Source organism: Variovorax sp. PBS-H4 (assembly GCF_901827205.1).
Classification (GTDB): Bacteria; Pseudomonadota; Gammaproteobacteria; order Burkholderiales; family Burkholderiaceae_C; genus Variovorax.
In genome coordinates, this window is the sequence record NZ_LR594675.1 from 1,695,146 (window position 1) to 1,720,607 (window position 25,462).

General features: G+C 66.4%; 23 protein-coding genes. 11 read left to right on the forward strand and 12 right to left on the reverse strand.

The window, feature by feature from the left end; translation table 11 throughout:
- Nucleotides 1-3: 3 nt before the first annotated feature.
- The 4 genes from E5CHR_RS08075 to E5CHR_RS08090 form a co-directional block, all read right to left on the reverse strand.
- Nucleotides 4-735 carry an ABC transporter ATP-binding protein gene (locus E5CHR_RS08075; protein WP_162579200.1) on the reverse strand — a complete coding sequence of 244 codons (732 nt, stop codon included), beginning with the start codon at nt 733-735 and terminating at the stop codon, nt 4-6.
- Nucleotides 725-1,495 carry an ABC transporter ATP-binding protein gene (locus tag E5CHR_RS08080; RefSeq protein ID WP_162579201.1) on the reverse strand — a complete coding sequence of 257 codons (771 nt, stop codon included), beginning with the start codon at nt 1,493-1,495 and terminating at the stop codon, nt 725-727. The genes E5CHR_RS08075 and E5CHR_RS08080 overlap by 11 nt, the downstream gene beginning before the upstream one ends.
- Entirely contained in the window at nt 1,488-2,411 is a 924-nt protein-coding gene (locus tag E5CHR_RS08085) for a branched-chain amino acid ABC transporter permease (RefSeq protein WP_162579202.1), read from the reverse strand. Before E5CHR_RS08085 ends, E5CHR_RS08080 begins: the two co-directional genes overlap by 8 nt.
- Before the next feature lie 126 nt (nt 2,412-2,537).
- Nucleotides 2,538-3,410: a branched-chain amino acid ABC transporter permease gene (locus E5CHR_RS08090; RefSeq protein ID WP_162579203.1), complete on the reverse strand. Its 873-nt coding sequence runs from the start codon at nt 3,408-3,410 to the stop codon at nt 2,538-2,540.
- 399 nt (nt 3,411-3,809) lie between these two features.
- Here E5CHR_RS08090 and E5CHR_RS08095 point away from each other — a divergent pair, with 399 nt between their 5' ends.
- The 3 genes from E5CHR_RS08095 to E5CHR_RS08105 are packed head-to-tail and all read left to right on the forward strand — an operon-like array spanning nt 3,810 to nt 6,706.
- Nucleotides 3,810-4,988 carry an ABC transporter substrate-binding protein gene (locus E5CHR_RS08095; RefSeq protein WP_162579204.1) on the forward strand — a complete coding sequence of 393 codons (1,179 nt, stop codon included), beginning with the start codon at nt 3,810-3,812 and terminating at the stop codon, nt 4,986-4,988.
- Nucleotides 4,989-5,009: 21 nt separating this feature from the next.
- The gene (locus E5CHR_RS08100; protein WP_162579205.1) at nt 5,010-5,759 is read left to right on the forward strand and encodes an electron transfer flavoprotein subunit beta/FixA family protein; all 750 of its coding nucleotides are present in this window, start codon (nt 5,010-5,012) and stop codon (nt 5,757-5,759) included.
- An 11-nt stretch (nt 5,760-5,770) separates the two neighbouring features.
- Nucleotides 5,771-6,706 carry an electron transfer flavoprotein subunit alpha/FixB family protein gene (locus E5CHR_RS08105; RefSeq protein WP_162579206.1) on the forward strand — a complete coding sequence of 312 codons (936 nt, stop codon included), beginning with the start codon at nt 5,771-5,773 and terminating at the stop codon, nt 6,704-6,706.
- A 155-nt stretch (nt 6,707-6,861) separates the two neighbouring features.
- Here E5CHR_RS08105 and E5CHR_RS08110 read toward each other — a convergent pair whose 3' ends face one another.
- Nucleotides 6,862-7,251, reverse strand: a complete 390-nt coding sequence (locus tag E5CHR_RS08110) for a response regulator (protein ID WP_162583626.1) — start codon at nt 7,249-7,251, stop codon at nt 6,862-6,864.
- Nucleotides 7,252-7,531: 280 nt separating this feature from the next.
- Here E5CHR_RS08110 and E5CHR_RS08115 point away from each other — a divergent pair, with 280 nt between their 5' ends.
- Nucleotides 7,532-7,732 (forward strand): hypothetical protein, encoded by a 201-nt coding sequence (locus E5CHR_RS08115; protein WP_162579207.1) that lies wholly within the window; start codon nt 7,532-7,534, stop codon nt 7,730-7,732.
- Nucleotides 7,733-7,946: 214 nt separating this feature from the next.
- On the opposite strand, the gene E5CHR_RS08120 is transcribed toward E5CHR_RS08115, so the two are convergent.
- The gene (locus E5CHR_RS08120; protein WP_162579208.1) at nt 7,947-8,738 is read right to left on the reverse strand and encodes an SDR family oxidoreductase; all 792 of its coding nucleotides are present in this window, start codon (nt 8,736-8,738) and stop codon (nt 7,947-7,949) included.
- A gap of 128 nt (nt 8,739-8,866) precedes the next feature.
- On the opposite strand from E5CHR_RS08120, the gene E5CHR_RS08125 reads away from it, so the two are divergent.
- From E5CHR_RS08125 to shkS, 4 genes are all read left to right on the forward strand, one after another.
- Nucleotides 8,867-9,310 (forward strand): CBS domain-containing protein, encoded by a 444-nt coding sequence (locus E5CHR_RS08125; protein ID WP_162579209.1) that lies wholly within the window; start codon nt 8,867-8,869, stop codon nt 9,308-9,310.
- A 96-nt stretch (nt 9,311-9,406) separates the two neighbouring features.
- Nucleotides 9,407-14,248, forward strand: coding sequence for an NAD-glutamate dehydrogenase (locus tag E5CHR_RS08130; protein WP_232061995.1), 4,842 nt, complete (start codon nt 9,407-9,409; stop codon nt 14,246-14,248).
- Nucleotides 14,249-14,415: 167 nt separating this feature from the next.
- On the forward strand, nt 14,416-14,622 hold the full coding sequence (locus E5CHR_RS08135; protein WP_162579210.1) for a hypothetical protein: 207 nt from the start codon (nt 14,416-14,418) through the stop codon (nt 14,620-14,622).
- A 212-nt stretch (nt 14,623-14,834) separates the two neighbouring features.
- Nucleotides 14,835-16,271 (forward strand): surface-behavior sensor histidine kinase ShkS, encoded by a 1,437-nt coding sequence (gene shkS / locus E5CHR_RS08140; RefSeq protein WP_232061996.1) that lies wholly within the window; start codon nt 14,835-14,837, stop codon nt 16,269-16,271.
- Between the two features lie 77 nt (nt 16,272-16,348).
- Here the strand turns inward: shkS and E5CHR_RS08145 are convergent, their stop codons facing one another.
- From E5CHR_RS08145 to E5CHR_RS08170, 6 genes are all read right to left on the reverse strand, one after another.
- Complete coding sequence (locus E5CHR_RS08145) at nt 16,349-16,951, reverse strand: LuxR C-terminal-related transcriptional regulator (RefSeq protein ID WP_162579211.1); 603 nt, start codon at nt 16,949-16,951, stop codon at nt 16,349-16,351.
- Between the two features lie 65 nt (nt 16,952-17,016).
- Nucleotides 17,017-18,351, reverse strand: coding sequence for a tryptophan--tRNA ligase (locus tag E5CHR_RS08150; RefSeq protein WP_162579212.1), 1,335 nt, complete (start codon nt 18,349-18,351; stop codon nt 17,017-17,019).
- Between the two features lie 13 nt (nt 18,352-18,364).
- Nucleotides 18,365-19,036 (reverse strand): site-2 protease family protein, encoded by a 672-nt coding sequence (locus tag E5CHR_RS08155; protein WP_162579213.1) that lies wholly within the window; start codon nt 19,034-19,036, stop codon nt 18,365-18,367.
- Nucleotides 19,037-19,083: 47 nt separating this feature from the next.
- On the reverse strand, nt 19,084-19,719 hold the full coding sequence (locus tag E5CHR_RS08160; protein WP_162579214.1) for an L-threonylcarbamoyladenylate synthase: 636 nt from the start codon (nt 19,717-19,719) through the stop codon (nt 19,084-19,086).
- 42 nt (nt 19,720-19,761) lie between these two features.
- Nucleotides 19,762-20,679 carry a DMT family transporter gene (locus E5CHR_RS08165; protein WP_332061344.1) on the reverse strand — a complete coding sequence of 306 codons (918 nt, stop codon included), beginning with the start codon at nt 20,677-20,679 and terminating at the stop codon, nt 19,762-19,764.
- 29 nt (nt 20,680-20,708) lie between these two features.
- On the reverse strand, nt 20,709-21,563 hold the full coding sequence (locus tag E5CHR_RS08170; protein ID WP_162579215.1) for a 3',5'-nucleoside bisphosphate phosphatase: 855 nt from the start codon (nt 21,561-21,563) through the stop codon (nt 20,709-20,711).
- Between the two features lie 252 nt (nt 21,564-21,815).
- On the opposite strand from E5CHR_RS08170, the gene ppk2 reads away from it, so the two are divergent.
- The 3 genes from ppk2 to urtA all read left to right on the forward strand — a co-directional run bounded on the left by ppk2 (nt 21,816) and on the right by urtA (nt 25,317).
- Complete coding sequence (ppk2, locus tag E5CHR_RS08175; protein ID WP_162579216.1) at nt 21,816-22,733, forward strand: polyphosphate kinase 2; 918 nt, start codon at nt 21,816-21,818, stop codon at nt 22,731-22,733.
- Between the two features lie 70 nt (nt 22,734-22,803).
- Nucleotides 22,804-23,853, forward strand: coding sequence for an extracellular catalytic domain type 1 short-chain-length polyhydroxyalkanoate depolymerase (locus E5CHR_RS08180; RefSeq protein ID WP_162579217.1), 1,050 nt, complete (start codon nt 22,804-22,806; stop codon nt 23,851-23,853).
- A gap of 192 nt (nt 23,854-24,045) precedes the next feature.
- Entirely contained in the window at nt 24,046-25,317 is a 1,272-nt protein-coding gene (gene urtA / locus E5CHR_RS08185; RefSeq protein ID WP_162579218.1) for an urea ABC transporter substrate-binding protein, read from the forward strand.
- Nucleotides 25,318-25,462: the final 145 nt, after the last annotated feature.

Here is a 25,462-nt window from a genome sequence, read left to right on the forward strand (position 1 = left end):
CTATCAAGTCGGGTGGTCTGCGTCGGCGCCTTCGCTCACGCTGAGGTAGCGTCGCTGCAGCGACGCATCGGCCGCAAAGTCGTGTGTGCTGCCTTGCCAGACGATGCACCCTTTCTCGATGACGTAGTGGCGCTCTACCACGCGGCTGACGGACTCGACGTCCTTGTCGATCACGATCATCGCGACGCCACCCTTTGCGAGCGTGCGCAGGATGTCCCAGATCTCCTCGCGGATCAATGGCGCCAGGCCTTCGGTGGCCTCGTCGAAGATGAGCAGGTCCGGATTGGTCAGCAGTGCGCGCCCGATGGCCAGCATCTGCTGCTCGCCCCCGGACAGCAGATTGCCAGGGTTGAACAGGCGCTCGCGCAAGCGCGGAAAGAAATCAAGTACGCGCTCCAGCGTCCAGGCGTTGGGGCGATCGGCCCGGCGGTTGGCCACGAGCAGGTTCTCGCGGACATTGAGGTTCGGGAAGATGCGCCTTCCTTCCGGCACCAGGCCGATGCCGCGGCATGCGATGGCATGCGGTGGCAGGTGGTCGATGCGTTCGCCCTTCCATCGGATCTGCCCGTGCTGGGCGCGGCAGATTCCCATGACGGCGTTGATCAATGTGCTGCGGCCCATTCCGTTGCGGCCCAGCAGGCCGATGGGCTGCCCGCTCGCTATGGACAGCGAGACACCGTGCAGCACCTTGGCCGAACCGTAGCCGGCATGGACGTCCTCGATCTCAAGCAGCATGCGCGACTTCCGGTTGGGTGTGCCCCAGGTAGGCGGCCTGGACCGCGGGATCGGAGCGGATATCGGCCGGCGCGCCGGTGGCGATCACGCGGCCGGCGACCAGCACCGTCAACCGGTCTGCCAGCGAGAACACCGCCTCCATGTCGTGTTCCACCATGACGATGGTGTACCGCCCCTTCAGTCGCAACAGCAGGTCGACCAGTTTGCGGCTCTCGTTGTGGCCCATGCCGGCCATGGGTTCGTCCAGCAGCAGCAGCTTGGGGCGCATGGCCAGGGCGATGGCGATCTCCAGCTGCCTGCGCTCACCGTGCGACAACTCGGCCGCGGTGGTATGGGCCCGTGCGTCCAGGCCTGCCAGCGCGAGTGCCTCGCGTGCCGGGCCGCAAAGAGACTCGTCGGTCGCCGCGCAGCGCCAGAACCGGAAGCTGTGCCCCTGGTTGGCCTGAACGGCCAGGGCCACGTTCTCCAGCGCGGTGAAATCCATCACCACCGAAGAGATCTGGAAGGATCGGGCGATGCCCAGCAAGGCCCGCTTGTGCACGGGCTCCCGGGTGATCGGCTGGCCTTCGAAATGGATGCTGCCCTCGTCGGAGCCCAGAATGCCGTGCAGTTGATGGATCAGTGTCGTCTTGCCGGCCCCGTTGGGACCGATGAGCGCGTGGAATTCATTCCGCCGGATGTCCAGGCACAGGTCCGACGTGACCTTGAGGCCGCCGAAACGTTTGCACAACCCGGTGATTCTGAGGATCGCGTCAGTCATGGCCCGCCCTGTTCTTCCTGTGTGACAACAAGGCCTGCCCGAGGCCGGCCAGACCGGTGCGCAGGAATGCCACCATCAGGATGATCAGGATGCCGAACGGCAACTGCCAGTGGATGGTCAGACCGGAGAGTTGCAGCTCCAACAGGAGGAACACGGTCGCGCCAACGACCGGGCCCCAGATGGTGGTCATCCCGCCCAGGACCACCATCACGATCAGCTCGCCCGAGCGTGTCCAGGCCAAGTCGGCGGGGCTCACGAACTGCTGGGTGAGGGCCAGCAGGACACCCGACAGCCCCGCCATCGCACCAGCGATGGTGAGGGCTGCAAGCTGGTAGTTCGTGGGGTTCAACCCAACGGAGGAGACGCGCCGTTCGTTGCCAGCGCAGGCGCGCATCACCACGCCGAAGCGGCTGCGCACCAGGCGCAGGCTGAGCACCATGACGGTCACGAGGCAAGCCAGGCACACGAAGTAGACGGTGGTGCGGTTCTGCAGGTCCAGGCCCGCCAGCTTGAGCTGCGAGTTCACCTGCAAGCCCTCGTCGCCGCCGTACTGGTCCAGGGAGATGAACAGGTAGTACAGCATCTGGTTGAAGGCCAGCGTGATCATGATGAAGTAGGCGCCGCGTGTGCGCAGTGCCACCATGCCCAGCACTGCGGAGGTCGCCGCTGTGATCATGATGGCAACCGGCGCGGCCACCAGCAGATTGGTCGTTCCCAGGGCGGACATCAGACCACCGCCCGAGGGATCCTCCGCATGCATGGCGAGAATGGCCACCACGTAGCCGCCCAGGCCCAGCACGGCTGCATGCATGATGCTGATCAGCCCGGCAAACCCCAGCAGCAGGTTGAGTGACACGGCGGCGATGGCAAACACGATCACGCGCGCGAACACGCGGAGTAGAAAGGGCTCGTTCAATGCGTGGCAAGCGGTGGAACCATCGCGAGCAGCAGGCTGACGATGACAATGGGCAGCCATGGCCCCACGTGTGGGCGCAGGCGCGACGTCGAGCCCGCGGGCGCGACAAAAGGGAGTTGGCTGGTGTCAAGCATGGGCGGGGAACAGTCCTTGGGGGCGCCATGCGAGCAGCAGCGCCATGAACAGGTAGATGACCATCGAGCCAAGTGCGGGATTGAGCAGCACTCGACCGAACGTGTCGGCCAGACCCACGAGGACCGCGGCGATGAACGCGCCACGCACGGAGCCCACGCCACCGATGACGATCACGACCAGCGCCAGGATGAGAATAGGCTCACCCATTCCCACCTGCACCGCGAAGATCGGTCCCGCCATGACGCCGGCAAGGCCGGCCAGCCCTGCGCCCGCCAGAAAGACGACGGAGAACACCGCCGTGACATTGATTCCCAGCGCGGACGCGGCGACACGGTCGCTGGCGCCGGCACGCACCCAGGTGCCGGCACGGGTATGGACCACCAGCAGATACAGCAGCAGCGCAACCGCCAGGCTCACGCCCAACACCACCAGCCGGTAAGTGGGGTAGTGCAAGTCGGGCAGCAGTCGAACGGAGCCCTGTAACGCAACGGGCAACTTCATCTGCAGCGGGGTCGCGCCCCAGAGCATTCGAACGGCTTCGTTGATCACCATGATCAGGCCGAAGGTCACCAGAGTCTGATCCAGGTGGCTGCGGTGGTAGAACCACCGCAGCAGCAGTCGTTCGATCAGTGCGCCGAACAGTGCGGCGGCGGGCACGGCCGCCAGAATGGCCAAAGGGAAGCTGCCGGTGTGGGCCAGCACGGTCGCGCCGACGTACGCGCCCACCATGTAGAGCGAGCCGTGCGCCAGGTTGATCAGGTTCATGATCCCGAACACCAGCGTGAGGCCGGCCGAGGTCAGAAAAAGCATCAGGCCGAACTGGCAGCCGTTGAGGGCTTGTTCTATCAGCAGGTTCAGCGTCATGGCTGGCCTGTCTTCGTTGTCTTGGGCATGTCTCGCTCCACGGTTTCAAGTGAAATCCCGGTTGTTGCACCGGGCGCCCTTAGGATGCCGTTCGGCCGCGCGGACCGTCAACAGCGACACGCCCGTAGTTCCGTACATTGGTAGAGCGTCGTCTTTGGCCGCCCGCCCAGCCAGGGCCCGCGAACCGAGGGCAACCCCGGCCGAAAAATGCCCAGCTGCACCTGCGCACCGATAGTCGATGACGCCCGGCTGGCGGCCGCATGCACCTCTTCCCACCCGCAGGCGACTGCCGTTGTACGGAACGATGCGGTCATCCGGATTGACGGGGCGATCCGTTGACGTGAATCTTCCAGCCTGCAGGATGGCCTGCTGCTATTCAACTACACGCAGGAGACAAAGATGGAACTTCCCTTCGCTCGTCCGAGCCTGGCGCTGGTCGCGGCCTGCGCGCTGTGCAGCCTTCCGGCGGCCGCTGCAGACAAGATCAAGCTGGGCATCCTGGCCACGCTGTCGGGTCCCAATGCGGTGATGGGCACCCAGATGCGAGATGGCTTCAACCTGGCGCTGGAGGAGAAGGGCGGCAAGCTCGGCGGGCTTTCGGTCGAGGTAATCCATGTTGACGACCAGCAGAAGCCGGACATCGCGCGGCAGGCTGCCAGCAAGCTGGTGGAATCGGACAAGATCGACGTGCTCGTCGGACCCATGTTTTCCAGCGTGGTGAACGCCGTGCTGCCCGTCGTCAACCAGGCGAAGATCCCGATGCTGGGCGTCTCCGGAGCGCCATCGTCTCTGGCAGGCGCCGACTGCTCGCCGTACTTCTTCTCGACATCTTGGCAGGGCGACACGCTCGCCGAAGCCATGGGCATGACCTTGCAACAGAACAAGGTCCAGAAGCTCTATGTCATGGTGCCCAATTTTCCAGGCGGCAAGGAAGTGGTGGCCGGCATCAAGCGCCACTTCAAGGGCACCATCGTCGGCGAGGTGTACACGCCACTAAGCCAGCTGGACTTTGCCGCGGAGCTGGCGCAGCTGCGTGCCGCGGCTCCGGACGCCGCCTTTGTGTTCTATCCCGGCGGCCTGGGTATCCAGTTCGTGAAGCAATATGCGCAGGCGGGATTGAAGGACAAGATTCCGCTCTATTCCGCGTACACCATCGATGCAGCCACACTCCCCGCCATCGGCGAAACAGCGATCGGCGTGGGCACAGCGGAGTTCTGGGGACCTTCCATCGACAACCCCGCGAACAAGCGCTTCGTCGAGGGCTTCGAGCGGAAGTACAAGTACCCGGCCTCTTCATACGCGGTGCAGGGTTACGACGCCGCGCACCTTCTGGACAGTGCCGTGCGCAAGGTGGGCGGCAAGGTCGAGGACCGTGCGTCGATGTTGAAGGCGCTCAAGGCGGCCGACTTCCAGTCGGTTCGTGGCCCCTTCAAATACAACAACAACCAGTTCCCCATCCAGGACCTGTACCTGGGCGAGATCGTCAAGGGAGCGGACGGGATGCCCGTCATGCGCTTGGGACGCAAGGTGTTCAGCGAGTACGCGGACTCCTATGCGGCGCGTTGTCCATTGAAGTGAACCATTTCGGAAGGAAGATTGATGAAGGTTTTGGTGGCGGTGAAGCGTGTGGTGGACTACAACGTCAAGGTTCGCGTCAAGAGTGACGGCAGCGGCGCCGACATCGCCAACGTGAAGATGAGCATGAACCCGTTCGACGAGATCGCTGTCGAAGAGGCGGTCCGCCTGAAGGAGAAGGGCGTCGTCACCGAAGTCATCGCCGTCTCGTGCGGCGATGCCAAGTGCCAGGAGACGCTGCGCACCGCCATGGCCCTCGGCGCCGACCGCGGCATCCTGGTCGAGACCACCGAAGAGCTGCAGCCGCTGGCCGTCGCCAAGCTGCTGAAGGCACTTGTCGACAAGGAGCAACCCCAGTTGACCATCCTGGGCAAGCAGGCCATTGACGACGACGCCAACCAAACCGGCCAGATGCTGGCCGCGCTGGCCGACCTGCCGCAAGCCACCTTCGCATCGAAGGTCGACGTGGCGGACGGCAAGGTCACCGTCGTGCGCGAAGTCGACGGCGGCATGGAAACGCTGAGCCTGGCGCTTCCGGCCGTCATTACGACCGACCTGCGCCTGAACGAGCCCCGCTACGTGACGCTGCCCAACATCATGAAGGCCAAGAAGAAGCAGCTCGACACCTTCAAGCCTGAAGACCTCGGCGTCGACGTCAAGCCGCGCCTGAAGACCCTGAAGGTCAGCGAGCCGCCCAAGCGCGGCGCGGGCATCAAGGTGCCCGACGTGGCCACGCTGGTGGACAAGCTCAAGAACGAAGCCAAGGTGATCTGAGGACCAACGACATGACCGTACTAGTGATTGCAGAACACGACCACGCTACCGTCAAGCCGGCGACCCTCAACACCGTGACCGCGGCCATCGCCTGCGCCAGCGGCGACGTGCACGTGCTCGTGACCGGCACCAACGCCGCCCAAGTCGCCGCGGCCGCCGCGCAGATTGCCGGTGTCTCCAAGGTCATCGTGGCCGATAGCCCGTCCCTCGCCGAGAACCTCGCTGAGAACGTCGCCGCGCAGGTCCTGGCCATCGCATCGAACTACAGCCACATCCTGTTCCCGTCGACCGCCAACGGCAAGAGTGCCGCGCCGCGCGTGGCCGCCAAGCTCGACGTGGCGCAGATCAGCGACATCACTTTGGTTGTGAGCCCCGATACCTTCGAACGCCCGATCTACGCCGGCAACGCCATCGCGATCGTGCAGAGCAGCGATGCAACCAAGGTCATCACCGTGCGCATCACCGGCTTCGATGCCGCGGCTGCCACGGGCAGCAGCGCATCGGTCGAAACCGCAGAAGGCGTGGCCGATTCGGGCAAGAGCAGCTTCGTCGGCCGTGAAGTCACGAAGAGCGAACGCCCCGAACTCACGGCTGCCAAGATCATCGTTTCGGGCGGGCGGGCTCTTGGCAGTGCTGAGAAGTTCACCGAAGTCATGGCGCCCCTGGCCGACAAGCTTAATGCGGGCCTCGGTGCAAGTCGCGCAGCGGTCGATGCGGGCTACGCACCGAACGACTGGCAAGTGGGCCAGACCGGCAAGATCGTCGCGCCGCAGCTCTATATCGCCGCAGGCATCTCGGGCGCGATCCAACATTTGGCCGGCATGAAGGACTCCAAGGTGATCGTCGCCATCAACATGGACGAGGAAGCGCCGATTTTCTCGATGGCCGATTACGGTCTTGTGGCCGACCTGTTCACGGCCGTGCCGGAGCTCTCGACACTTCTTTGATGCCTTCGTCGCTCGCCCGATGCTGCTAGGTGTTGAGGCTGCTCTTTCTCGGCGGCAGAAGCGTAGGCTCCATGCGCCCTGCATCCCGACATTCGGCCGACACCCTCCCGCCAGAAGGCCTGCGCCGGCATTCAACACGCAAGAAGCCCAAGAGATCAAACTCCTGGGCTTTTTTGTTGGCTCTCGTTCGACAGGTAGTCGAAGAAGGCTTCGAGTTCGGTGGACTTGTCGAAGACCGCGCTCGCACCGGCCGTCGCGCACCGGCTGCGAATCTCCGGTGTCGCATAGTTCGTCAGCACCACGATCCTCTGGTCCGAACGTCGGTCCTTGAAAGCTCGCAGCACCGTCAGCCCGGAGCCTTCCTTGAGAAACAAGTCCAGGATCATCAGGTTCCACCGCTCGGCGTAGCGGGTCGCCGCAACGATGGCTTCGGAAGCGGTCTCTGCCGTCGCCAGAACTTCGATATCGGCAAACTCCAACAGCGCAGCAATCAGGTTGTCGCGAATGGTCTTGCTGTCTTCGACAAGAATGGTTGCCAACAACACGCCCGCGACCTTTCCTCTGATTTTTTCCGGCACCGTTGCCGATGCGCTTGTTCTACGCGTCCGCCCGCGCGGGGAGCTGTAGGCGGAGCACCCGAGAAGGGCGGTGTGTCGATGGGTCCGCTGCGGCGGTGTGCTCCTTCCCGCAAGTCGATGGGCTTTTCACGTGCGAGAAGAGTCGTTCGAAAATGAATACGAAAGTATGGGAGTTTTTCACAGGCATCTAAGGTTTTGAGCATTTAAGAAGCCCAAAGTACTACATTTGTTGGCCAAAATGTAGGCCATGAAAGATGCAACCGATACCAACCTGGGGTGGTGGACCGACAAGCCCGAGCGAGCGCCGCGGGCCTCTTCGTTCAACCCGATCTCCGGCCCTTTCCGTCGGCGGCGACCGGAAAACGTATGGATCAAGGCAGCGCTGATCCTTGCACTCATGGTCGGCTTTGGCTGGTCGCTGCTGAATCTCGCGCGCTTCTTGGCCTAGGAGTCGAGCCGCGAATTGGCCGAGCGGCCCAGTCCGGCGGCATGAGGCAATGCCAGCGAGGGCCGCACTTTAAGACAGGCCTAAGACTGGCGTTTCAACATCGAGGTAGACAGTCGCCCGGCGCTGGTAGAGGTCGCTTCGGCTCCCGCCCCCTGCTGGGCGGGTTCCTCGATGCCGGCGACTGTCGCTATTTGTAGAAGAACGGGGCGATGCCTCAGACCACCAGCGGCGTCGCTGCTCCGTCCATCGAGACCATGGCGCCCGAGATGTAGCCGGCGCGCGGCGAGCTCAGGAACACGACGGCACTGGCGATGTCTTCCGGGTTCGCGATGCGCCCCAGCGGCATGCGGGCCTCGGCATCGCGCCGCACCTCCTCTTCGCTGCGCTGGTGCAGGCGCGCGTCGGCCGCCAGGCCTTCGGCCATGCGCTCGGTCAATGTCATCGCGGGATTGACCGCGTTCACGCGCACCCCCAGCCGCCCGTAGGCGGCGGCGAGGCCGGCGGTGGCCAGCATCAGTGCCGCGTTGGCTGCGCCGCCAGCCAAGTGGGTGGGCGCGGCGACCTTGCCGCCCATGCCGATGATGTTGACGATGGCGCCCGCGCCCCGCGCGCCCATGCGCTTGATCGCCGGATCCATCACGTGGATGTAGGTGAAGAACTTGGCTTGCATCGCGTCGTGCCACGCTTGCGGCTGCAGCTCGCCGAAGGGCGTGCGCCGCGCGGCGCCCGCGGAGTTGACCAGCACCTCCACCGGGCCGAGGCCCGCCTCGGCGGCATCCAGCATCGCGAGCGCCGCAGCTGCGTCGCCCAAGTCGGCGCTGTGGCCGCGTACCGCGGCATGGCCTTCCGAGCGCAGCTGCGCGAGGGCCGCGTCGAGGTGCGCCTGGCTGCGCCCGGCCAGGCTGACCTGCGCGCCTTCGCGCAGGAACTCGCGGGCGCAGGCCAGGCCGATGCCGCGGCTGCCGCCGGTGATGAGGACGTGCTTGCCGCTCAATTGAAGATCCATGAAGCCTCCGGGGTCGAGTTGCCGAAACAGCAAGATCTTAGGGGTGGTCTTTAGGGGGACTTGCCGAGTTCGGCCCGCCTATGTTGTCATCCATGCACCATTCCTATTGCTGTTCGGAGGCACCAACGATGAAGACCGTGGCAGAAATTCTCAAGGACAAAGGCGACCGTGCCGTTCACAGCCTCGGGCCCGACGCCTCGGTCTATGAGGCCGTCGCGCTGATGGCGCGAAAGAACATCGGTGCCCTGCTGGTGATGGAGGGCGAGCGCATTGTGGGAATGCTCAGCGAGCGCGACTACGCGCGCAAGGTCGTGCTGATGGCGCGCTCATCCAAGGACACCCGCCTGCGCGAGATCATGACCCCAACCGTGATCTATGTGCATCCTTCGCAGAGCAGCGAGGAATGCATGGCGGTAATGACCGAGAACCGGGTGCGCCACCTGCCGGTGCTCGATGACGAGGACCGGCTCATCGGGCTCATCTCGATCGGCGACTTGGTCAAGGGCATTATCTCGGAGCAGAAGTTCATCATCGAGCAGCTTCAGCACTACATCTCGGGCGAGCACGCCTGAGCTGGAGCCAGCCAGCTGCGCCGGCCGCCCGGGGCGAAGCAATTCATTTGCGCGACCCGATTGCGATGTAGATTAGGGCGCCAACCGGAGACGAGCATGCTGATGACCACGCAGACGACCGAAGCCGCGCGCAAGGACGAGCGCCTCAAGGAAGTAGAGCAGCTGGTGCGTGCCAAGCTCCCGGCCGAATCGGTGGAGGAAGTCTGCGCCTTCGTGCGCCGCTACTTCGCCCAGGTCGACCCGGAAGACCTGGACGAGCGGCCGGCGGCGGACCTCTACGGCGCCGCGCTTTCGCACTGGAGCTTCGCGCGCAAGCGCGAGACGGGACGGGCCAAGCTGCGGGTCTTCAACCCGACGGTCGCGGAGCACGGCTGGCAGTCGACCCACACCATCATCGAGATGGTGAACGACGATATGCCCTTCCTGGTCGATTCGGTCACGATGGAGGTCAACCGCCACGGGCTCACGCTGCACCTGATCATTCATCCGCTCATGGCAGTGGATCGCGGCGCGGACGGCGTGCTGCGGGGCCTGGCGAGTGAGGCGGGAGCATCGCCGGATGCGCGCCGCGAGTCCTTCATCCACGTCGAGGTCGACCGCGTGCCGGAGCCGGCGCGCATGGAGGCGCTGGCCGTCGACCTCGAGCGCGTGCTCGACGACGTGCGCCGGGCCGTGGCCGACTGGAAGCTCATGCGGGAGCGGGTGCTCGCGATCGTGCAGGGCCTCGACAACCGCCCGCCGCCCATCCCGCCACAGGAGCTGGCCGAGGGCCAGGCCTTCCTGCGCTGGCTGGCCGACGACCATTTCACCTTTCTCGGCTATCGCAGCCACGAGCTGGTCAAGGCCAACGGCGACGATGCGCTGAAGATCGTGCCGGGTTCGAGCCTGGGCATCCTGCGCGACGCAGAGGCGCCGAGCGCCAACGCCGCCTTCGCCGCGCTGCCGCCCGAAATCCGCGCCAATGCACGCCGGCCCGAGCTGCTGGTGGTGACCAAGTCGACGTCGCGCTCCACCGTTCACCGGCCCGGCCACCTCGACTACGTGGCCGTCAAGCGATTCGACGAGCGGGGCGAGGTGTGCGGGGAAGACCGTTTTCTGGGACTCTTCACGTCCACCGCCTACAGCGCGAATCCGGCCGATATCCCGCTGTTGCGCCGCAAGATCGCCAGGGTGGTGGAGCGTGCCGGTCTCGCGGCCGGAAGCCATTCGGGCAAGGCGCTGATCAACATCCTCGAGACCTACCCGCGCGACGAGCTGTTTCAGATCGGCAACGATGACCTGCTGCAGACGGCGACGGGCATCCTGCACCTGGGCGAACGCCAGCGCTTCCGCCTGTTCGTGCGGCGCGATCCGTTCGAGCGCTTCCTCTCTTGCCTGATCTACGCGCCGCGCGAGAACTACACCACGGAGCTGCGCCAGAGGTGGCAGGACATCCTGATGCGCGAGTTCAACGGGATCGCTTCGGAGTTCAACGTGCACCTGTCCGAATCGGTGCTGGCGCGCGTCCAGATCACGGTGCGCACCAAGCCCGGGAGCATCCCCGCTTTCGATGTGCGCGAGCTGGAGGAGAAGCTCGTGGCCGCCGCCCGCCGCTGGGGCGACGACCTGAAGACCGCACTGATCGAAGCCGCCGGCGAGGCGCAGGGCAACGCCTTGCTGCGGCGCTTTGGAACGGCCTTCCCGGCGGGTTACCGCGACGAGTTCGCCGCGCGCGCCGCGGTGCACGACATCCAGCTGATGGCGCAACTGGGCGACGAGCAGCGCCTGGGGATGAACCTGTACCGCCCGCTGGAAGCGCCCCCCGGCACGCTGCGCTTCAAGGTGCTGCGCCGCGGCGAGCCGATCACCCTGTCGGCCAGCCTGCCGATGCTCGAGCACCTCGGCATGAAGGTGCTCGACGAGCATCCGCACCGCGTCGCGCCGCAGGGCGAGTCGCCGGTCTGGGTCCATGACTTCGGACTCCTGGCGGCCTCGGGCGACACCGAGATCGAAGTCGATGCGCTGCGCCCGGTGTTCGAGGCGGCCTTCGACGCCGTGCTGAACGGAGAGGTCGAGAACGACGACTTCAACCGCCTCGTGACGGCGGTGCAGTTGCCGGTGCACGAGATCGTGATCCTGCGCGCCTACGCCAAGTACATGCGGCAGATCGGCTTCGCCCTCTCGCAGTCTTTCATCGAGGGCACGCTGGCCACGCATGCCGGGATCGCGCGGGCGCTGGTCGAGCTCTTCAAGCTGCGCTTCGACCCGCAGCCCGCGCCCGACGCGCAGGTGCGCGAGGAAGACAAGGTGCGCGAGATCGAGGCCGCGCTGGACGGTGTGTCCAACCTGTCTGAAGACCGCGTGCTGCGCCAGTACCTGGCGCTGATCCAGGCCACCCTGCGGACCAACTACTGGCGCCGCGATGCGGCGGGCCGGCGTCGCGCGTTCCTGTCCTTCAAGTTCGACGCGGCCAAGGTGCCGGACCTGCCGGCACCCAAGCCGCTGTTCGAGATCTTCGTGTATTCGACGCGCTTCGAGGGCGTGCACCTGCGCGGCGGGCGGGTGGCGCGGGGCGGCCTGCGCTGGTCGGACCGGCCGGAGGATTTCCGCACCGAAGTGCTGGGCCTGGTCAAGGCGCAGATGGTGAAGAACACGGTGATCGTTCCCGTGGGTTCCAAGGGCGGCTTCGTCCTCAAGCGCGCGCCGGCAGCGAGCGACCGCGACGCCTACCTGCGCGAGGGCGTGGCCTGCTACCAGGACTACCTGCGAGGCTTGCTCGACATCACCGACAACCTGGCGGGCACGGCCATCGTGCCGCCGCCGCAGGTGCGCCGCCACGATCCCGACGACGCCTACCTGGTCGTCGCGGCCGACAAAGGCACCGCCACTTTCAGCGACTACGCCAATGGCATCAGCAAGGAGTACGGCTTCTGGCTGGGCGATGCCTTCGCTTCGGGCGGCTCGGTCGGTTATGACCACAAGGCCATGGGGATCACCGCCCGCGGCGCCTGGGAGTCGGTCAAGCGGCATTTCCGCGAGATGGGTATCGACACCCAGAGCACCGAATTCACCGTGGCCGGCGTCGGCGACATGTCGGGCGACGTGTTCGGCAACGGCATGCTGTTGTCGCCGCACATCCTGCTGGTGGCGGCCTTCGACCACCGGCACATCTTCCTGGACCCGTTGCCCGATGCGGCGAAGAGCTTTGCCGAGCGCGAGCGCCTGTTCAAGCTGCCGCGTTCCTCGTGGGCCGACTACGACGCGAGCCTGATCTCCGAAGGCGGCGGCGTGCATCCGCGCAGCGCCAAGTCGATCCCGCTCACGCCGCAGGTGAAGCAGGTGCTGGACATCCAGGCCGACGCGATGACGCCCACCGAGCTGGTCAACGCGATTCTCAAGGCCCCCGTGGCGCTGATCTACAACGGCGGCATCGGCACCTACGTGAAGGCGACCAGCGAGACCCACGCGCAGGTGGGGGACCGCGCCAACGACGCGCTGCGCGTCAACGGCCGCGAGCTGCGCTGCAAGGTTTTCGCCGAAGGCGGCAACCTCGGCTGCACGCAGCTCGGGCGCATCGAGTACGCGCGCGCGGGCGGGCGGATCAACACCGACGCCATCGACAACTCGGCCGGTGTCGACACGTCCGACCACGAGGTCAACATCAAGATCTTGCTGGGCCTGCCGATCACCGAAGGAGAGCTCACCGAAAAGCAGCGCAACGCGATCCTGCCGGAGATGACCGACGACGTCGCCGCGCTGGTTCTGCGCGACAACGTCTTGCAGACCCAGGTGCTTTCGGTCACCGGGCGCATTGCACCGCAGCTGCTCGATGCGCAGACGCGTTTCATGCAGTACCTGGAGAAGGCCGGGCGGCTGAACCGCGCTATCGAGTACCTGCCTTCCGACGAGGAGCTGGCCGAGCGCCGTGCGCAGGGCCAGGGCCTCGCCAGCCCGGAGCGCGCGGTGGTGCTGGCCTACAGCAAGATCTGGCTGTACGACGAGCTGCTCGAGTCGACGCTGCCCGACGACCCGTGGGTCGCGACGGCGCTGGAGCGCTACTTCCCGTCGCTGCTGCGCCAGCGCTTCGCGGGCTGGATGCCGCGCCACCCGCTGAAGCGCGAGATCATTGCGACCCACGTCACCAACGGCACGATCAACCGGGTCGGCAGCACCTTCGTGCACCGGCTGGTCGAGACCACCGGCGCACGCGCCTTCGAGGTGGTGCGTGCCTATCTGCTGTCGCGCGAGATCTTCGGCATCGTGCCGCTGTGGCTCGCCATCGAGGGTCTGGACAACCGGGTCGACGACGAGGTGCAGTCCGGCATGTTGATCGATACCGGCCGGCAGCTGGAGCGCGGCACCATGTGGTTCCTGCGCTCACGCCGGCTGACCGGGGACATGGCATCCACCATCGAGCACTTCAAGTCCAACGTCGAGACGCTGTCGGCGCGTTTGCCGCAGCTGCTCGACGCCGACGAGCGCGCCCGCGTCGATGCCGCTGCGGCCCACTACACGGCGCGGGGTGTGCCGCGCGAACTGGCCGAGCGCGTGGTGAACTTCGGCACGCTCTACGCCACCCTCGACATCGCCGAGATCGCCGGCAGCGCGCGTTGGCCGGTCGAGCTGGCGGCGGCGGTCTACTTCGACCTTGCCAACCGCCTCGGCATGCCGTGGCTGCGCGATCGCATCTCTGCGCTGCCGGGCGACCAGCACTGGCAGGCCCTGGCCAAGGGCGCCATGCAGGACGACCTCTCCGGCCTGCAGCGCGCGATCACCCATGCGGTGCTCACCGGCGGCAGCGAGGGCGAATCGCCGGCCGCGCGCGTCGAGGCGTGGCAGGCCAGCAACGGCCGCACGCTGGAGCGCGCAGCGCAGCTGATGGGCGAACTGCGCGCTGTCGCGGTGCCCGACGCCGCGATGCTGGCAGTGGCGCTGCGCGAGCTGCGGGCGCTGGCCTGAAGCTGTTCAGGACGCGTTGTGACCTCCCCTCGAACATGCGGGCCGTGCGCCGATAGTGGGCGGACAAAAGGCCCAGCGCGTCGTCCCGCCAGCCCGACATCGCGGGCTTCGCAGCGCCATGCTCCACAATCGCTACAAGAACACAACAAGAGCGAATGGAGGACTGGATGGCCTACGAGCTGCTGAGAAAAATTGCCGGCGCTTCGTTACCGATAACGCTGAGTTCAGAGGCGGACATCGAGAACTTGCGCGTCCTTCGGGATGCGGGCTACGTGAAAGCCGAGTTGCCGCCGCAAGGCAGGCCGGCTCCTGCCGTCGTGACCGCGCTGACACCGCTCGGTCGCACGGCCATGCGCCACTTCGGGGGCGGCTAGGCTCTGTCCGTTGTGCGTGCGCGACGTTGATGGGAGCGAATCGGCAGCGCACCCAGTTAAGATTGCGGCACGGTGGGGCGCCCGGTGCGGGCTTCCAAGCCGCCTTCAAAGGCGGCCGGAGCTTTTCGCAGCGCGCCCGAGAGCCGCACACAGGGGGCCCCTCGACAGGGGCTTTTTTTATGGCCGGACTGACATCGGAGGGACCGTGAGCCATGATGGGTAATTCGTCCTTCGCGGGGCTTGGCAACTCGTCCTTTGCCAGCCTCACGCCGGCGCCGGCCTCTGCCGACGAGGCCGAACCGTGGGTGCGCGGCGAGCTGATCCGCAGCCTGATGCGGGCCTCGCGCGGCTCCTACCTGCTGGCTGCGGCGCTGATGCCGGCGATGGTGGGCCTGAGCTGGGGGCATGTACCCGCCTGGCAACTCTTCGTCTGGCTGGCCATCGGCATCAGTGCCACGGCTTGCCGCATCTGGGGGGAGCAGGTCTACGGCCGCCACTATGCCGATCGCGATTCCGCCGCCCAGCAGTACTTCGTCGAACGCTACCGGCATCTCTGGAGCGCCAGCGCGTTCGCCTGGGGCCTGTCGATCCTGATCTTCTTCGAGCGCACGCCGCTGGTGAACCAGTTCATGAGCTGGCTTATCGTCGCCGGCGTGGCCACTTTCCCGCTCAACGGGCTGGCGCTGCATCCGCCGCTGCTCAAGCGCTACGTCAACACGCTGTTCGTCACCATGCTGGCGGCGATCGTCTTCCGCGTCATCGAGCTCAAGTTCGAGCGCCCGCATTTCCATTACGGTTTCCTGCTGCTGCCGGGGCTGCACTGGTGGCTGCTCCTGCGCGCCGGCCGGCGCATCCACGAGACTGCGCGCAACAGCTTCGAGCTGCTGTTCCACAACCACATCCTGATCAACTCGCTGACCCAGCAGCGCCAGGCGGCCGTGTCGGCCGTGGCAATGAAGAACCGCTTTCTTGCGAGCGCGGCGCACGACATGCGCCAGCCGGTGCTGGCGCTGTCGCTCTACGCCGACTGGCTGCGCAACGAGCCGGAACTCGTGGCCGAAATCGCGCCGAAGATCGTGCGCGCCACGCACGCGGTCAATGCCTTGTTCGACTCGCTGTTCGACCTGGCCCGCATCGACTCGGGCCAGGTTCGGCTGCACATCGAGCGGGTCGACGTTGCCCAGCTGCTGCACGACCTCGAGCTGCAGTACCGCCCGGTCGCCGAGGCCAAGGGCCTGAGCTTCCGCATGCACGTGAGCTCCGGCACGGTGCTGACCGACCCGATCCGCGTGCGCCGCATGATCGGCAACCTGCTGGCCAATGCCATCAAGTACACGGCCGAGGGCGGCGTGCTGCTGGCTTCGCGCCACACCCGGGACGGCCTGCGGGTGGAGGTGTGGGACACCGGCATCGGCATCGCGCGCGAGCACCTGCGCGACGTGTTCCTGGAGTTCTACAAGGTCGCTGACCACGCTGGTACGTCCGATGGCTTCGGCCTCGGCCTGGCGATCGTGGCGCGGCTGTCGCACGCGCTGGGCCATCCCGTGAGCGTGCGCTCCAGGCTCGGCCGCGGCAGCGTGTTCCGTGTGGCCCTGCACGACGCCGACGAGTCGCAAGCCCAGACCCGCATCTCCGGCGCGGTCGGATAAGAAAAAAAGCCGCCTCGCAGGGCGGCTTTTTCGTTCCAGGAACACCGCGGAACCGGCGTTGCCGGGCCGCTGAAGAGCTAGCTGTTACTGGAGAGCAGCCCGTTCGTGCGGGCATGGTGCAGCGCTTGCGTGCGGCTCTTGACGCCAAGACGCCTGAAGAGTCGCCACAGGTGCACCTTCACCGTGTGCTCGCTGATGTCGAGCTCGGTCGCGATGTCGCGGTTGCTCATGCCCTGGTCCAGCATGGCGATCAGTTGGGTCTGGCGCTTCGAGAGCTTGCTGCTGGCCGCGGCCACCGGTTCCTCGGCCTCGGTATCGGCCATCAAGAGCCCCCGCAGCGCGGCGGTGAGCTCGGCCGAACTGGCCGACTTCTCGATGTAGGTGTCCGCGCCGGCCTCGATGCAGGCCTCTTCCATGTCGCCGGCCGGCGAGGCCGAGTAGACCGCCACCGGCACGTCGGGATAGATCTTCTTCACCGCGATCACTCCCGAAACCCCCGTCACGTCGGGAAGCTTCAGGTCGAGGCAGAACAGGCCAGGCTCCCCATGCTGCTTGACCGCGCTGGCCAGCTTGTCCAGCCGTTCGAGCTCCACGATGGTCTCAGCCGGCCGCAGGCGCCGCAGCACCATCACGATGGCGTCGCGCATCAAGGGGTGGTCGTCGATGACATAGATACTCATAACTTTTTTCTCACTGTATGCGGGCCGGCTGGCCGGCCCTTGTTGGTCGCGCGGAGTTCTTCGTCTCAGTCGCTCGTGTCGCCCGTGGCTTCGGCAGCGAGCGCTTCGAGTGCGTCCGTTGCCGCGCGCATGTTCGCATTGTCGATGGGTTCGAGTTGCGCGGCGAGCAAGGCCAGGGCCGCGCCGCGCTGTTCCCTCAGCGTGCCGATCGCGCGGCCCGCGTCTTGCGGCGATGCGAAACCCAAGCTTTGTAACAGTTGTGAGCCGTGTTCGTCGAGCAGCTTGAAATAAAAAAGCCCATCCTTGTCCCGGTATTGCTTGAATGCGGGCCTGGCGGCCCTCGCCGCCTTGGGCCTGGCCGTGCCACGGCTGCCCGCAGCCGCGAGGTTGCGCAGGCCGACCGCATGGCGCAATTCGGCCATGAAGGGGCGTGAGATCGCCCGGGCCTTTTCGGCACCGGCCAGCAGGATCTTCTCGATCTGCGCCGGGTCATTGACCAGGGCCTCGTACTGCGCGCGCATGGGTGCGATCTCGCGGTCGATGCGCTCGAACAGGCGCTGCTTGGCATCGCCCCAGGCAATGCCCTCGACGAAGGCGCGCCGCAGCGTTTCGGTTTCCTCGGCGTCGGCAAAGGCCTGGTAGATCTGGAACAGCGCCGAGCCCTCGGTGTCCTTGGGCTCGCCGGGAGCGCGGGAGTCCGTCACGATGCCTGCGATCAGCTTCTGCAGCTGGGCGCGCGGGGCGAAGAGCGGGATGGTGTTGTCGTAGCTCTTGCTCATCTTGCGGCCGTCGAGGCCCGGCAGCGTAGCCACTGCGTCGTCGATCTCGGCCTCGGGCAGGGTGAAGTGCTCGCCGTAGAGGTGGTTGAAGCGCTGTCCCATGTCGCGCGCCATCTCGATGTGCTGGATCTGGTCACGCCCCACCGGCACCTTGTGGGCGTTGAACATCAGGATGTCGGCGCCCATCAGCACCGGGTACATGAACAGGCCGGCGCTGACGTCGGCGTCCGGGTCCTCGCCGCGCGCGGCGTTCTTGTCCACTTGCGCCTTGTAGGCATGGGCGCGGTTCAGCAGGCCTTTGCCGGTGACGCAGGTCAGCAGCCAGGTCAGCTCCGGAATCTCGGGGATGTCGGATTGGCGATAGAAGGTCACCCGCTGCGGATCGAGGCCGCAGGCCAGCCAGGTCGCCGCGATCTCCAGCGTGGAGCGCTGGATGCGCGCGGGCTCGTCGACCTTGATCAGCGCGTGGTAGTCGGCGAGGAAATAGAAGCTCTGCACATGGGCTTCGCGGCTGAAACGAACAGAGGGGCGCACCGAGCCGACGTAGTTGCCCAGGTGCGGCGTGCCGCTCGTGGTGATGCCGGTGAGGAAGCGAAGGGGCTTGGAGGAGGAACTTGCCATGGGAGGAGCGTAGTCAGCGCGGCAGCGCCGTGACGGGCGAGATGAGCAGGCCGATGGCCTGGTAACCGAAGCTCATCAGCGGGCGCAGCCACCAGGTGCCGACGATGCCGGCGACGACCAGGCCCATGACGATGAAGAAACCGTGGGGCTCGATGCGCGCGAGGAAGTCCTGAGCGCCGCCACGCGGCACCAGGCCGGCGAGCACCCGGCCGCCGTCCAGCGGGGGCAGCGGGAACAGGTTGAAGGCCCACATCACGAGATTGACCAGAACGCCGCCGCGCGCCATCTCGAGGAAGAAGGTCTCCTCGACGCCTGCGGCACGCATCAGCACGAAGGCCAGCGCCCACAAAATAGCCTGGATGAAGTTCGAGGCCGGGCCGGCCAGCGCCACCCAGATCTGGTCGCGCTTCGGATGGCGCAGCCGGCCGAAGTTGACCGGCACCGGCTTGGCATAGCCGAACAGGAAGGCACCGGAGGTGGCGAAATAGAGCAGCAACGGCATCAGGATGGTGCCGATGGGGTCGATATGCTTGACCGGATTGAGCGTCACGCGGCCCATCATCCACGCCGTCTGGTCGCCCAGGTAGCGGGCCACGTAGCCGTGAGCCGCCTCGTGCACCGTGATCGCGAAGATCACGGGCAGTGCATAGATCAGCACTTTTTCGATCAGATTGGAGATATCCACCGAACCATTGTCTCAGACGGCCCCGGCCTGGCCAGGGGCGCAGACCTTCACAGGCCCAGTACCGCCAGCGGCCCCCGGCCCTCGCGCACCAGCACCGGCTCGCCGCCGGTGCCCATGGGCGTCAAGTCGACCACGGTCGTGGGTTCGGAAGGGCAGGCGCCGCAGGCGATGACCGCGCCGATCTGCTTCTCGAAGCGATCGCGGATCATCTGCGCATCATTGAGTGCCTCGGTCTCGCCGGGCGGGATCAGGGTGGTGGCCAGCAGCGGCTCCCCGTGCAGCATGAGCAGTTCGCCCAGCACCTTGTGGTCGGGCACGCGCAGGCCGATGGTCTTGCGCTGGGGATGGCTGACCCGACGTGGCACTTCCTTGGTGGCCTCCAGCAGGAAGGTGTACGGGCCCGGCGTCGCTGCCTTCAGGAGACGGTACTGCTTGTTGTCCACCTTTGCATAGCTCGAGAGCTCGCTCAGGTCGCGGCACAAGAGGGTGAGGTGGTGCTTCTCGTCGACCTGCCGGATGCGGCGCAGCTGGTCGACCGCGTCCTTGTCGTCCAGATGGCAGGCCAGGGCGTAGCTCGAGTCGGTGGGCACCGCCACGATCTCGCCGCGCGCCAGCAGCGCGGCTGCCTGCTTGAGCAGGCGCTGCTGAGGGTTGTCCGGATGAAGTTCGAAGTACTGGGCCATGTGTTCGATGCATTCTGCCGGCAAACGGAGGCGGGGGCCTGCTCAGGACTCCGCAGGCTCGATCGGCTCTCTCCGCTCACGCACCGTGAGCCAGGCGCCGGCGGCGCCGCACACCGCGATCATCGAGATGCCGATCAGCGACACCCGGTCCGGTACCTGCGAGAAGACCAGCCAGCCGCCGAGCATGGCAAAGGCAATCTGGGCGTAGAGGTAGGGCGTGAGGGTGGAGGCCGGCGCGCGCTGGTACGCCAGGATCAGGATGAAGTGCCCGACCGTGCCCATGAAGCCCATCAGGCACAGCAGCGCCCACCAGTTCCAGCCCGGCAGCGCCGCCCAGGCGAAGGGCAGGGCGAGCGACGCCAGCAGCGTGCCCACCCAGCCGGTGTAGAAGTGCATGGTCAGCGGGTTCTCGGTGCGGGCCAGCTTGCTGGTGAGCACCTGGAACCAGGCGTTGGTCAGCACGAGTCCGATGGGCAGCAGCACGGCCCAGCTCAAGGCCTCGCTGCCCGGGCGGAGGATGACGAGCGTGCCGATGAAGCCGCCCGCCACCAGCACCCAGCGAAGCGGCGACACCTGCTCGTGGAGCGTCGTCGCGGCCAGCAGGGTGATGACCAGCGGCGCGATCAGCACGATCGAGGTGAACTCCGCCAGGGGCATGTAGCGCAGGCTGAAGAAGGCCAGCGTGCTCGAGGTCAGGAGCAGCGCCCCGCGAAGCATCTGGTATCTCGGGTGCTTGGTGCGCAGCAGCGCCGTGCCCTTCAGCGGCAGCAGCACGGCGGTGGTCGCCACCGCCTGGAAGGCGTAACGGAACCACACGCCCATGAGGATCGGCACGCCGGCGGTCGAGAGCTTGGTGGCGCTGTCCAGCGTGGCAAAGCAGGCCACGGCCAGCATGAGCAGCCCGATGCCGGCCAGGATGCGCTCGGATTCGAGGTCGCGCGTGCGCTTGCGCTCCGCCAGGCCGCCAGTCGTCGTCGTGCTCGGGCTGCTCACTGGATCCGGTCTTCGAGCAGTTCCCACACCGGGGTCAGCTTGCCCGGGAGCAGCGGCAATTTGCCGAGGTCGCAATGGCTTTCATCGGGGCTGTGGAAATCACTCCCGCGCGACGCGGCGAAGCCGAATTCCAGCGCCTTGTCGGCGTATTCGACGTACTCCGCCGGCGAATGGCTGCCGGTCACCACCTCGATGGCCCGGCCGCCGTGTTCCTTGAACTCGAGGAACAGCGCATATTCCTCGTTCGCCGTGAACTTGTAGCGCCCCGGATGCGCGATCACGGCGAGGCCATGGGCCTGGGTGATCCAGTGCACCGCGTCCTTCAGTGCGGCCCAGCGGTGCGGCACGTAGCCCGGCTTGCCTTCGGTGAGGAACTTGCGAAACACCTCGGCGGTGTCGCGGCAATGGCCTTGCTCGACCAGGAAGCGAGCGAAATGGGTGCGCGAGATCAGCTCGGGATTGCCCACGAACTTGAGCGCGCCTTCGTAGGCGCCCTGGATGCCCACTTGGGCCAAGCCGTCCGCCATTTCCTGGGCACGCCGTCCCCGGCCGCCGCGGGTGGCGTAGAGCCCCTCGCTGATGGCGGCGTCGTGCGGGTCGAAGCCGAGCCCGACGATGTGCACCGTCTCGTTCGCGAAGGTGACCGAGATCTCGGTGCCGGTGAGATAGCGCATGCCCTGCGCCCGCGCTGCCGCGGCTGCAAGGTGCTGGCCGCCAATCTCGTCATGGTCGGTCAGGGACCAGAGCTCGACGCCGTTTGCGGCGGCGCGGGCCGCCAGTTCCTCGGGAGTGAGGGTGCCGTCGGATACCACGGAGTGGCAGTGCAGGTCGGCGTTCAGGATGGAAGACACCCGGTGAATCTTATTCCTTCTTGCATGGGCTTGCAGGGCCCATGGGGACTGCGGAGCTTGCTATCGAACGAATAGCAGTCGGAGGATGGGTGCAACGGCCGGCAGCGCCGAGCCAGGTCGCGAGCTTCGCCAGCACGCCGTTCGCCCTTCATGTCAGGGTTGTGACGACGCCGGCGGCCGATGCCGTCCGTCACAAGCCCGTCATTGCCGACCGGCAGGATGGTGCTTTTTCTTCCGTCTTTTCGAGGCCCCATGACGCTGCCCAGCACCCTCAGCGACCAGGACGAACTGATGCAGCGCATCGCGCGCGATCTGATCGACAGCTATGACGAAGAACTGGAACTCGAGATCGAGGACCGCAACCCGGACGAGCTCGAGTCGGGCCAGCCGGCCGACAAGGCAGCTCGCCGTGCCTACTTCAAGGAGCTGTTCCGCCTGCAGGGCGAGCTGGTCAAGCTGCAGGACTGGGTGCAGCACAGTCGCCAGAAGGTGGTGATCCTTTTCGAGGGCCGCGACGCGGCGGGCAAGGGCGGGGTGATCAAGCGCATCACCCAGCGGCTCAATCCTCGGGTGGCCCGTGTCGCAGCGCTGCCGGCACCCAACGACCGCGAGCGCACCCAGTGGTACTTCCAACGCTACGTGGCGCACCTGCCGGCCGCCGGCGAGATGGTGCTGTTCGACCGCAGCTGGTACAACCGCGCCGGCGTCGAGCACGTGATGGGCTTCTGCACCGACGACGAATACGAGGAGTTCTTCCGCACGGTGCCCGACTTCGAGCGCATGCTGGTGCGCTCCGGCATCAAGCTCATCAAGTACTGGTTCTCGATCACCGACGAGGAGCAGCACATGCGGTTCCTGGGGCGCATCCACGACCCGCTCAAGCAGTGGAAGCTCAGCCCGATGGACCTTGAGTCCCGCCGCCGCTGGGAGGAATACACCAAGGCCAAGGAAACCATGCTGGAGCGCACGCATATCGAGGAAGCGCCCTGGTGGGTCGTGCAGGCCGTCGACAAGAAGAAAGCGCGCCTGAACTGCATCACCCATCTGCTCGGCCAGATGCCCTACCAGGAGGTGCCGCACGCGCCGATCGCACTGCCCGCGCGCGAGCGCCACGCGGACTACCTGCGCCTGCCGGTGCCGGCGTCGATGTACGTGCCCGAGGTCTACTAGGGCGCCGCGGCGCCGCTTATGGCGCGGAAGCTGCTAAGGTGCGGAGCCGAACCCGGCCCACGCACGCACCATGGCCCGTCGCTCTTCCTCGACCTCTGCCGCCAAGGCGTTCACGCGTGCCTACCAGCGCAGCATGAAGGCGCTCACCGCGGCCACCCTGCGCAGCGGGAAGCGCATCGCCGGGCAGGTGCAGCGCGTGGCAGCCGAGCATCTCAAGCCACCGCGCGGCCCCGGCGACTGGCTGGCAGGGGCGGCGCTCGGCCCCGGCGGCGCGCGGCGCTACCACCTGTACCGGCCGCCGGACATGCAGCTGGGCGAGCGGCTGCCGCTGCTGGTGATGCTGCATGGCTGTGGCCAGACCGGACGCGACTTCGCCGCCAGCACGCGCATGAACCTGCTGGCCGCCCGGGAACGCTTCTTCGTGCTTTACCCGGAGCAGGACCGCATGGCCCATCCGCAGGGCTGCTGGAACTGGTACGACCACCGTTTCGGCAAGGCCGATGCCGAGGCTGCGACGCTGATGGCCGCCATCGACCAGGCCTGCATGCTGTACCCGGTCGACCGCGAGCGCGTTGCCGTGGCAGGCCTTTCGGCTGGCGCGGGCATGGCGGCGCTGCTGGCCACGCGCTACCCGGTGCGCTTCAAGGCCCTGGCCATGCATTCGGGCGTGGCGCCCGGCGCTGCCCGTTCGCCTGCCACCGCACTGGGCGCGATGCGCGGGCGCCGTGTGCCACCGATGCCCGCCACGGCAGTCGGCAAGGCCATGGGGGCGGCCGCGGTCCTCACCACGCTGCCGCCGCTGCTGATCCTGCACGGCGATGCCGATCTCGTGGTGTCGGCCAGCAATGCGCTGAGCACGGCCGAGGTGTGGGCCACCGCCACCGGCGCGCGTCCGGGCATCGAGCGCACCGTCCAGCGCGGCAAGCGCCACGCGATGCGCATCACCGAGTTCAAGCGCCAGGGCCGTACCTTCGTCATGCTGTGCGAGGTTGCAGGCCTGGGTCATGCCTGGAGCGGCGGCGCGCCGCGCCTGGCCTTCAGCGACGCGGCCGGGCCCAATGCGTCGCGGCTGATCTGGGCCTTCGCCTCGAAGCAGTTCAAGGCGGCTCCGCCGCGCTGAAGACGTGTTCCCCATCGCCTGCGAAGTGTGCCGCGCAGGCGGCCCGCTTGATGGTGCTGTTGAAGCAACACCTGAAGCAGAAGCATCCCGCGCTGCTGCGCACTTGATCCCTGTACGCCACCCGGCGTATTTCCGCCGCGGCGCCTGTTGCGCAGACTCCCCTGTGTCATTCACACCCAGGAGAAGAGTCCCATGCAACAACGTCGATTCACCCTCAAGGCGCTCACGGCCGCGGTCGCGCTGGCCGGCCTTTCTGCCATTCCGGCGCTGGCGGCCGACACCATCAAGGTCGGCGTGCTGCACTCGCTGTCGGGCACCATGGCCATCTCCGAAACCGTGCTCAAGGACACGGTGCTGATGGCCATCGACGAGATCAACGCCAAGGGCGGCGTGCTGGGCAAGAAGCTCGAGCCCGTGGTGGTCGACCCCGCCTCCAACTGGCCGCTGTTCGCCGAAAAGACCAAGCAGCTGCTCGGGCAGGACAAGGTTTCGGTGATCTTCGGGTGCTGGACCTCGGTGTCGCGCAAATCGGTGCTGCCGGTGGTGGAGGAAATGAACGGCCTGCTGTTCTACCCCGTGCAGTACGAGGGCGAAGAGCTCAGCAAGAACGTCTTCTACACCGGGGCCGCGCCGAACCAGCAGGCCATCCCCGCGGTCGACTACCTGATGAGCAAGGAAGGCGGCGGCGCCAAGCGCTGGGTGCTGCTGGGCACCGACTACGTCTACCCGCGCACCACCAACAAGATCCTGCGCGCCTACCTCAAGAGCAAGGGCGTGAAGGACTCGGACATCGACGAGAAGTACACCCCCTTCGGCCACAGCGACTACCAGACCATCGTCGCCGACATCAAGAAGTTCTCTTCCGGCGGCAAGACCGCCGTGGTGTCGACCATCAACGGCGACTCCAATGTGCCCTTCTACAAGGAGCTCGGCAATGCCGGCCTGAAGGCCAAGGACGTGCCGGTGGTCGCCTTCTCGGTCGGCGAGGAAGAGCTGCGCGGCGTCGACACCAAGCCGCTGGTGGGCCACCTGGCCGCATGGAACTACTTCATGTCGATCAAGAACCCGACCAACACGGCCTTCATCAAGCAGTGGAGCGACTACGCCAAGGCCAAGAACATCGCCGGCCACAAGGACAAGCCGCTCACCAACGACCCGATGGAAGCCACGTACATCGGCATCCACATGTGGAAGCAGGCGGTCGAGAAGGCCAAGAGCACCGACACTGACAAGGTGATCGCCGCGATGGCCGGCCAGACGTTCACCGCGCCGTCGGGCATCGTGTCGAAGATGGACGAGAAGAACCACCATCTGCACAAGAGCGTGTTCATCGGCGAGATCAAGGCCGACGGGCAGTTCAGCGTCGTGTGGAAGACGCCGGGTCCTGTCAAGGCCAAGCCGTGGAGCCCGTACATCGAGGGCAACGACAAGAAGCCGGACTACCCGGCCGGCAAGTCGATGTAAGGCACGAGCGGTCCCTCTCTCCTGCTCCCTCTCCCATCGGAGAGAGGGTCGGAGTGAGGGCCGGCGGCGGTCGTGGCCGCCATTCCTTTTTGTGCGCCGCGTGCCCTCACCCCAGCCCTCGCCCGGAGGGAGAGGGAGCAAGTCC